The organism is Actinomadura sp. CNU-125, assembly GCF_001942465.1.
In the GTDB taxonomy this organism is placed as follows: Bacteria; Actinomycetota; Actinomycetes; order Streptosporangiales; family Streptosporangiaceae; genus Spirillospora.
Map to the genome: position 1 here is coordinate 1 of NZ_MKJY01000219.1, position 8932 is coordinate 8932.

8 protein-coding genes are annotated in these 8932 nt (G+C 72.9%); 5 read left to right on the plus strand and 3 right to left on the minus strand.

All coding sequences use genetic code 11. The features are described from left to right. Positions 1–208, minus strand: a 208-nt coding sequence (locus BJF79_RS23970) for a hypothetical protein (RefSeq protein WP_143220120.1), incomplete at its 3' end; no start/stop codon positions are given. Between the two features lie 8 nt (positions 209–216). Between BJF79_RS23970 and BJF79_RS61290 the strand changes: the two genes are divergently transcribed. After that, entirely contained in the window at positions 217–345 is a 129-nt protein-coding gene (locus tag BJF79_RS61290; RefSeq protein WP_262402486.1) for a hypothetical protein, read from the plus strand. 4 nt (positions 346–349) lie between these two features. Here BJF79_RS61290 and BJF79_RS23975 read toward each other — a convergent pair whose 3' ends face one another. Both BJF79_RS23975 and lysX read right to left on the minus strand, forming a co-directional pair. Further along, positions 350–868, minus strand: coding sequence for a GNAT family N-acetyltransferase (locus BJF79_RS23975; RefSeq protein WP_075900632.1), 519 nt, complete (start codon positions 866–868; stop codon positions 350–352). Between the two features lie 28 nt (positions 869–896). Further along, positions 897–4127, minus strand: coding sequence for a bifunctional lysylphosphatidylglycerol synthetase/lysine--tRNA ligase LysX (gene lysX / locus BJF79_RS23980; protein WP_075900636.1), 3231 nt, complete (start codon positions 4125–4127; stop codon positions 897–899). A gap of 475 nt (positions 4128–4602) precedes the next feature. On the opposite strand from lysX, the gene BJF79_RS61295 reads away from it, so the two are divergent. The 4 genes from BJF79_RS61295 to BJF79_RS23995 form a co-directional block, all read left to right on the plus strand. Further along, positions 4603–6180 carry a serine/threonine-protein kinase gene (locus BJF79_RS61295; protein ID WP_262402487.1) on the plus strand — a complete coding sequence of 526 codons (1578 nt, stop codon included), beginning with the start codon at positions 4603–4605 and terminating at the stop codon, positions 6178–6180. Continuing rightward, positions 6168–6305, plus strand: a complete 138-nt coding sequence (locus tag BJF79_RS55770) for a hypothetical protein (protein WP_158079271.1) — start codon at positions 6168–6170, stop codon at positions 6303–6305. Before BJF79_RS61295 ends, BJF79_RS55770 begins: the two co-directional genes overlap by 13 nt. Positions 6306–6308: 3 nt before the next feature. Continuing rightward, complete coding sequence (locus tag BJF79_RS61300; protein ID WP_075900634.1) at positions 6309–7934, plus strand: serine/threonine-protein kinase; 1626 nt, start codon at positions 6309–6311, stop codon at positions 7932–7934. Between the two features lie 164 nt (positions 7935–8098). After that, on the plus strand, positions 8099–8932 hold an 834-nt coding region (locus BJF79_RS23995; RefSeq protein ID WP_143220121.1), incomplete at its 3' end, for a serine/threonine-protein kinase.

Sequence of the window (8932 nt, forward strand, 5' to 3'; positions counted from 1 at the left end):
CGAACGCGCGCGTGCGTGTCTCGCCGAACTGGAGGCGCGCGGGGCGCCCGGCGACGCCGAACTGGCCGCCGAGCTGCGGGGCGACGCCCCGGACCTTGAGGTGCTCGCGGTGGATCTGGGGGCGGTCGCGGCGGCGCTCGACGCCGACGGGACGGTGCTGCTCGATCTCGCACGCGGCGACGTCCTGCCCGCGGACGAGGTCGTCCACGACGCGGAGTGCGCGGGGACGGCCGGTGGCTGCCGGTCCCGCCGGTCGGTGCGCCGGGCGGGGAGGACGCGCGGCGGGGCGCCGCCCGGCGGTGGCTCGCCGCGCAGGGCTACCGGCCGGGGCCCCGCGCTCTCTGACGGGTCACACCGGCGGGTCGGTGCGGAGCAGGCTGTAGGTCACTCCGTCGCGCCAGGCGCCCTCGCGCCAGACGCAGCCGCGCATGATGCCCTCGCGGCTGAATCCGGCCTTCTCCAGTGCCTTCTGCTCGGCGATGTTCTCGGTCTCGGTGTCGGCGTCGATCCGGTGGACGGTGGTGTGCGCGAACAGGTAGCGCGCGAGCAGCCGGTGCCCTTCGGTGCCGTATCCCTTGCCGCGCGCCTCCGGCAGCAGGGCGATGCCGATGTTCCAGCAGTACGACGTGGGCGAGGTCCTCTTGCGGCGCCACGACAGGAAACCGAGCCGGTCCGGGCCGCGGACGAGCATCAGGCTGCCGCCGTCCGGGCCCATCAGCCGGTTCTCCGCCCAGCCGCGCCGGTACCGGCCGGGTTCGAACCAGCCGTACCAGGTGTGTTCCCCGACGGTGTCCGGGTCCTGGGTGACGGCCTCCAGGATCGGCAGGTCTTCCTCGTCCACGGGCCGCAATGCCAAACGATCATCCATGTCCGCATCATGCACGGCGTGCGGGGCCTCAGGAACCGGGGCGGACGAGCGGGAACGGGATCGTCTCGCGGATGGTCCGGCCGGTGAGGGTGATCAGCAGCCGGTCGATGCCCATGCCCATGCCGCCCGCGGGGGGCATCGCGTATTCGAGGGCCCGCAGGAAGTCCTCGTCCAGTTCCATCGCCTCGGGGTCGCCGCCCGCGGCCTGGAGCGACTGCTCGGTCAGGCGGCGGCGCTGCAGGATGGGGTCGATCAGTTCGGAGTAGGCGGTGCCGAGTTCGAGGCCGAAGACGATGAGGTCCCACTTCTCCGCGAGCCGCGGGTCGTCGCGGTGCGGGCGGGTCAGCGGGGACGTCTCCGCGGGGTAGTCGCGGACGAACGTGGGCGCTTCGAGGCGTTCCTCGACGAGCGCCTCGAACAGTTCCTGGACGAGCCGGCCCTGTCCCCACGCGGGGTCGAAGTTCAGGCCGTGCCGTTCGGCGTAGCCGCGGACGGTCTGCGGCGAGGTGTCGGGGGTGACCTCCTCGCCGAGCGCGTCGGAGACGGAACCGTAGACGGTGATCTCGCGCCACGGTTCGGCGAGGTCGTGCTCGGTGCCGTCGCGGACGACGATCGTGGTGCCGAGGGCGGCGCGGGCGGCGTCCACGACGAGGGAGCGGGTCAGCTCGGCCATCGTGTCGTAGTTGCCGTAGGGTTCGTACGCCTCGAGCATCGTGAACTCGGGGTTGTGGCGGTTCGACACGCCCTCGTTGCGGAAGTTGCGGTTCAGTTCGTAGACGCGGCCGACGCCGCCGACGAGGAGGCGCTTGAGGTACAGCTCGGGTGCGATCCGCAGGTAGAGCTGCATGTTGTAGGCGTTGATGCGGGTGGTGAACGGACGGGCGGTGGCGCCGCCGTGGACGGGCTGGAGCATCGGCGTCTCGACCTCCAGGTAGCCGCGGTCGCGGAGCCCGTCGCGGACGGCGGCGATCGCGTCGCCGCGCATCCGCAGCATGCGGCGGGCGTCGTCGTTGACGATGTAGTCGACGTAGCGCCGCCGGACGCGGGCCTCCGGGTCGGAGAGGCCGGAGCGTTTGTCCGGCAGGGGGCGCAGGCATTTGGAGGTGAGCTTCCATTCGGTGGCCCGCACCGACAGTTCGCCCCGGCGGGACGCGACGACCTCGCCGCGCACGCCGACCTGGTCGCCGAGGTCGATGAGGGACTTCCAGCGGCGGAGGGAGTCGCCGCCGACGGTGTCCTCGGTCAGCATGACCTGGAGGTCGCCCGTTTCGTCCCGAAGTGTTACGAAGATCAGCTTTCCGTGCTCGCGGGACAGGACGACACGCCCGGCGATCGCGACGTCTTCACCGGTTCGTTCGTCCGGCGGGAGGTCGGGGAAGCGGGCGCGGACGTCGGCGACGACATGGGTACGGTCGAAGCCCAGCGCGTACGGGTCCATGCCCGCTTCGCGGATCTGGTCGAGTTTCGCGTGCCGGACGCGTTCCTGTTCGGACAGGCGACGCTGCGGCGCGCGCGCGGCGTCGGCCTCCTCTTCTATCTTGCGGACGCTGTCGACGAGGTCCATCGTCGGGACCATTGCGGCGGCCCGGTCGAGCTTCGGACGGTTCAGGCTCGGCAGGAAGCCTTCGGCGCGCGCGTACGCCAGTCCGAGCCGGATCAGGTCGCGGCTCTGCGTGTAGCAGATGAAGCGGGGACGCCAGTGCGGCATGTACTTGGCGTTCGACAGGTACAGCGATTCGAGCTGCCAGAACCGGGACGCGAGGGAGAGCAGCCGGTAGTACGCCCGGGCGACCGGGCCCGCGCCGATCTGCGAGCCGCGCTCGAACGCGGAGCGGAGCATCGCGAAGTTCAGCGAGAGTTGCTGCGCGCCGACCAGCGCGGCCTTCTCCGCGAGCTTGGCGACCATGAACTCGTTGAGGCCGTTCTCGGCGGCCCGGTCGCGGCGCATCAGGTCGAGCGACAGCCCGGCGCGGCCCCACGGGACGAAGCTGAGCAGGCCGCGCAGCCTGCCGTCCGCGTCGAACGCCTCCACCATCACGCAGCGTCCGTCGGTGGGGTCGCCGAGCCGGCCGAGCGCCATCGAGAAACCGCGCTCGGTCTCCTCGCCGCGCCAGTCGTCGGCGCGGCGGGCGAGCCGGGCCATCTCCCAGGACGGGATCTGCGCGTGCCGCCGGATCCGGACCGTGTACCCGGCCCGCTCGACCCGCCGCACGGCCTGCCGGACCTGCCGCATCTCGCGTCCGTCCAGGCCGAAGTCGGCGAGGTCGATGATGGCCTCGTCGCCCAGTTCGAGGGCGTCGAAGCCGTGCCGCCGGTAGATGTGCGCGGCGCGCTCGCCGACGCTGACCGCGCCGGGGATCCACGCGTGCGCGCGGCACTCCTCCAGCCACGCCTCGATCGCCTGGTCCCACGACTCGGGGTCGCCGAGGGGGTCGCCGCTGGCGAGGGAGACCGAACCCTCCACCCGGTAGGCGATGGCGGCCTTACCGTTCGGTGCGACGATGACGTCCTTGTCGCGGCGCAGCGCGAAGTAGCCGAGGGAGTCCTGGTCGCCGTACTCGGCGAGCAGCGCGCGCGCCGACAGTTCTTCCTGGGGGCTGAGGACGGGGTCGCGGCGTCCCGGTTTGAACATCGCCCAGAACGTCGCGAGCATGAGGCCCGTGCCGAGCACCCAGAGGATCACGTCCACCCAGAACGCGACCGAGATGTCGATCGGCGCGCCGGTGACCCGGGGCCCGAGGACGGTCTGCGACACCGCGTAGACGGGATGCGTCCAGAAACCGCCGTCCTTGTCGCGGTCGGTGGCGGTGACCAGGCAGGTGCCGATTCCGCAGGTCACGATCAGGAGAGTGGCGAAGACGAGTGCGGCGAGCCGGCGATTGGCACGGTCCGGCAGGGTGGTGAACTCGCCGCGCGCCGCCACCAGCAGGGCGATCGCCGCGAGGTACAGGACGGACGCGACGGCCACGCCCGGCGGAACGTCCAGGTCCGGGTCCAGCAGCTTGGCGAGGAAGGCGGTGACGTGCAGGGCCGCGGGCAGGCACAGCACCAGCAGCAGGACCCGCCAGGCGGCCTTTTTCCGCCGCCGGACGCCCATCGACAGCAGGATCCAGATCAGGCCGATGGGCACGCTCGGGAACCAGCCGAGATAGCCGATCCAGCGCAAGGCCCAGATATCGGCCAGCTCAAGGATGAGACCATAGGAGATCCAGGCGAGCAGTGACAGGATCCCGGAGAGTCGGGTGTACCAGAAGAAGATCGTCGGCGCGGCCTGGACGAGGCGGCGCCACTCGGCAGCCGGCCATGCCGCGGCCGGCCGGTGCTCGGCCGTCCCGTCCCCGGCGGGCGGTGCCTCCGGGCGCGCGTCGCGGTGCGCGGTCCGGTGCGCGTCCGGGGCCGCGTCGTGGCGCGGGCCGGAATGTTCCCCCGAGGGCTTCTCCGGGAATTTCTCCTGGTCGGGTCTCGTCCGCGGTGACACCTCAGTCGCCCTCCCCGGTCCTGCTCATCCGGCGGCGAACCCGGGCGGGGGGCCGGGCGTCGTACGGGTGGGGGGATGTGGCTTGCAAGCTTGGTCCAAGATTGTCAGCAAAAGTGGATATGGTCGCGGATATGCCAAATGAGCCCAATGGCGAGCGGTTGCTCGCCCGCCGCTACCGACTGGTGACCCAGGTCGCCGAGGCGGCATGGGGACGGTCTGGCAGGCACACGATGAGGTCCTCGGTCGTGATGTCGCGGTGAAGGAGGTCATCCTCCCGCATGGTCTCACCGATGAGGAACGCGCCGTCCATCACAAGCGCACGTTCCGTGAGGCCCGCACCGCCGCGCGCCTCGGCCATCCCGGCGTCGTCACCGTCTACGACGTCGTGGAGGAGGACGAACGGCCCTGGATCATCATGGAGCTCATCCGGGCCCGTTCCCTCGACCAGGTGATCAAACACGACGGGCCGCTCGACCCGCTGCGCGCCGCCGAGATCGGCCGGCAGATGCTCGCCGCCCTGCACGCCGCGCACCAGGCCGGCGTCCTGCACCGCGACGTCAAGCCCAGCAACGTGCTCATCACCGGCACCGGACGGACGGGCGAACGCGCCGTCCTCACCGACTTCGGCATCGCCATCGCCGCCGGTGACGCCACCCTCACCCAGACCGGCCTGGTCATGGGTTCGCCCGCCTACATCGCCCCAGAGCGCGCGCGGGGCCGCAAGGCCGGGCCCGCGTCCGACCTGTGGTCGCTGGGCGTCGCCCTCTACGCGATGGTGCACGGCAAGTCGCCGTTCGAGCGCAACGAGCCGATGGCCGCGCTCGTCGCCGTCATCTCCGAAGAGCCCGACCCGCCGGAGAAGGGCGGCCCGCTCGTCCCGGTCATCGAGGGCCTGCTGCGCAAGAACCCCGACCAGCGCATGGACGCGATCGAGGCCGGGGCGCTGCTGGACGAACTCGTCCGCCAGGAGACGATCGACACCCAGCACACGATGGCCGTCGACGCGGCGACCGGGGTCACCTCCCCGGACCCGTCGGGCGGCGTCCACTCCCCCGGCGCGACGCGTGTGGCCGCGCCCGCCGGGACGTCCGGCTACGACGGCGGCCAAGGCGGCGGCTACGACGGCGGCCACGGCGGCGGAACGGAAGACACCGCGCGCGACCCGTGGCGGCCGGAGACCGCCGCCCCGGGCGCCGGGTCGCAGACCAGGCTGTCGGGCATCCCCGGCCTGCCGCGCCTGCCCGGCCACCGGACGCCCGGCGGCGGACCCGGCGGGACGGGCCTCGCCGCGAACCGCAACCTGCTCGTCATCGGCGTCATCGTGCTGATCGTCATCCTCGTCGTCGCCGGGATCGCCTTCGCGAGCAGCGGCGGCGAGACGAGCAGCCCGCCCGCAACGAGAGCGCCACCACCGGGACGCAGCAGCCCGAGAACACCGGCGGCGCCGCGCCCGTCACGACGAAGCCCGAGGAGCCGGAGGAGACGCCCACCCCGACCGTCCCGGCGGGATTCCGCAAGCACGAGGACGGCAGCGGCTACACCATCGCGATCCCCGAAGACTGGACCGGCCCCGAGAGCAAGAACACCAGCGACTTCTTCTACTCGCCCGACCGCAGCGTCTACGTCCAGGTCGACCAGACCGACGACCCGGGCGACAGCGCCCTTGAGGACTGGGAGACGGCGGAGGGCCGCGGCGGCTGGCCCGGCTACGAGCGGGTCAAGCTCGCCCCGACCGGCGACCACCCGCCCGTCCCCGACACCGGCGACGGCGACGACTCCGCCGACTGGGAGTTCACCTACGACGGCACGGGCGGCACCCGGATGCACATCCTGAACCGCGGGTTCGTCGCGAACGGCCACGGCTACGCCATCCTCCTGCGCGCCCCCCACGAAGGCTGGGACGCGCGGTTCGCCGAACTGCAGCCGGTGTACGAATCGTTCACCCCGGCGGAGGACTGATACGTGGAGGGACGCGTGCTGGCCGGGCGGTACCGGCTGCTCTCGGTCGTCGGACGCGGCGGCATGGGCACCGTCTGGCGCGCCGACGACGAGACCCTCGACCGGCAGGTCGCCGTCAAGGAGGTCGTGCTGCCGCACGGCCTCGCCGACGACGAGCGCGAGAACCGGCACCGCCGGACGCTGCGCGAGGCCCGCGCGTCCGCCCGGCTCGGCCACCCCGGCGTCGTCACCGTCCACGACGTCGTCGACGAGGACGGCCGCCCGTGGATCGTCATGGAACTCGTCCGCGGCCGGTCGCTGCAGGACATCCTCGACGAGGACGGGCCGCTGCCCCCGGCCCGCGTCGCCGCGATCGGGCGGCAGGTCGTCGGCGCGCTGCGCGCCGCGCACGCCGTCGGGATCCTGCACCGCGACGTCAAGCCCGCGAACGTCCTCGTCACCGGCGACGACCGGGCCGTCCTCACCGACTTCGGCATCGCGCAGGTCGCCGGGGACGCCACCCTCACCGGCACCGGCATGGTCATGGGGTCGCCCGCCTACATGTCGCCCGAGCGGGTCAAGGGCGACGCCGCCCTGCCCGCCTCCGACCTGTGGGCGCTCGGCGCCACCCTCTACGCCGCGTGCGAGGGCAAGTCCCCGCACCACCGCAGCGACGCCATGGCCGTCCTCGCCGCCGTGATGACGCAGGACGCGCCGCCGCCCCGCAACGCGGGCCCGCTCGCGCCCGTCCTCATCGGGCTCCTCGACCGCGACCCGGCCGCCCGCACGAGCGCGCAGCAGGCCGAGGACGCGCTCACCGCGGTCGCGAACGGGCACGCCGTGCCCGGCCCCGCGGCCGGTACGTCCGTCGCGGCCACGGTGACCGACGCCCCGGCGGCCGCCGGTTCGCCGCAGGCCGGGACCGCACGGGACGCGACGACGCTGGGCGGCCGCGTGCCCGCGCCGGTCCCCGTCCCGGATCCGCCCGGCCACACCGGGACGATGCAGCAGACGTGGAACCCGCAGTACGCGGGGACGGCCGGGTTCCCACCCGGCGGCACCGGCGCCGTCGGCGCCGACGGGAACGGAGCCGGACGCGGCGGCGGCGGACGGTCGCGGACGCCGCTGATCGTCGCGGGGGCGGCGGTCGCCGTGGCGGTCGTCCTCGGGGCCGGAGCGTTCTTCCTGCGACCCGACGGCGGCACCTCGGGCGACGGGGCCGGAACCGGCCAGAATCCGCCGACGGCCCAGTCCCCGGGGGCGGGGCCCGGCGCCTCCGGGAAGCCGACGCAGCCGCAGGACGACCCGCCCGCGACGCCCGCGCGTCCGGCAACGGACCGGCGCAGACGGTCATGCCGGACGGCTTCACCCGGGCGTCGGGCACCGGCTACACGATCGGCGTCCCGAAGGGCTGGCAGCGCAAGCCGAACGAGCGGGGCGTCGTCTGGACCGACCCCGCGTCGAGCGCGTACGTGCAGGTCGACCGCACCCCGTGGACCGGCGACCCCTACCGGCACTGGGTGGTCTGGGAGAAAGAGGCCATCGCGGACGGCCAGCTGCCGGACTTCCACAAGCTTTCGATCACCCACAGCAAGCTCGCCGGGTACGCTGCCGCCGACATCAACTTCACCTGGACCCGCGCGGGAGTGACCACCCGCGCCAGGGACCGCGGGGCGATCATCGGGGGGCAGTCCTACGCGGTCATCGTGGTCGTTCCGGCGTCCCAGTGGAACGACAAGAGGTCGCTCGTGAAGAATGTGTTCGAAACGTTCCGTCCCACGGGGGTGGGATAGCGACGGGGGGACATCTTCGACATGGCACAGGGACGGCTGCTCGGCACCCGCTACCGCCTCGACTCGGTGGTGGGGCGCGGCGGCATGGGCACCGTCTGGCGCGCCCACGACACGATGCTCGACCGTGAGGTCGCGGTCAAGGAAGTCGAACTCCCGCCGGGCCTGACCGAATCCGAGCACGCCGTCCTGTACGAGCGGACGCTGCGGGAGGCGCGGGCGTCCGCGCGGCTCAACCATCCCGGCGTCGTCACCGTCCACGACGTCGTGGAGGAGGCCGGGCGGCCCTGGATCGTGATGGAGCTGGTCACCGCCCCCTCCCTCCAGGACATGCTGGAGAACGGGCCGGTCGGCCACCGCCGCATCGCCGAGATCGGGCTGCAGATGCTCGCCGCGCTCCGGCACGCCCACGAGAAGGGCATCCTGCACCGCGACGTCAAGCCCAGCAACGTGCTGATCACCGACATCGGACGCGTCGTCCTCACCGACTTCGGCATCGCGCAGATGGAGGGCGACTCGACCCTCACCCAGACCGGCCTCGTCATGGGCTCGCCCGCCTACATCCCGCCCGAGCGCGCGGCGGGGGAGGAGCGGGCCGTCCCCGCGTCCGACCTGTGGGGCCTCGGCGCCACGATCTACGCCGCCGTCGAGGGCCGCTCCCCGTACGAGCGCCCGGACGCGATGGCGTCCCTGCAGGCCGCGCTGACCGAAGCCGTCCCGCCCGCCCGCAACGCCGGACCGCTCGGGCGCGTCCTGGAGGGGCTGCTGGCGCGCGAGCCCCACTGCGTTTTAGGCCCACTGATGGACACCGATACAGAGCCCTGCTCAGACTCCCCAGCGCCAGCTCCCTTCAAAACC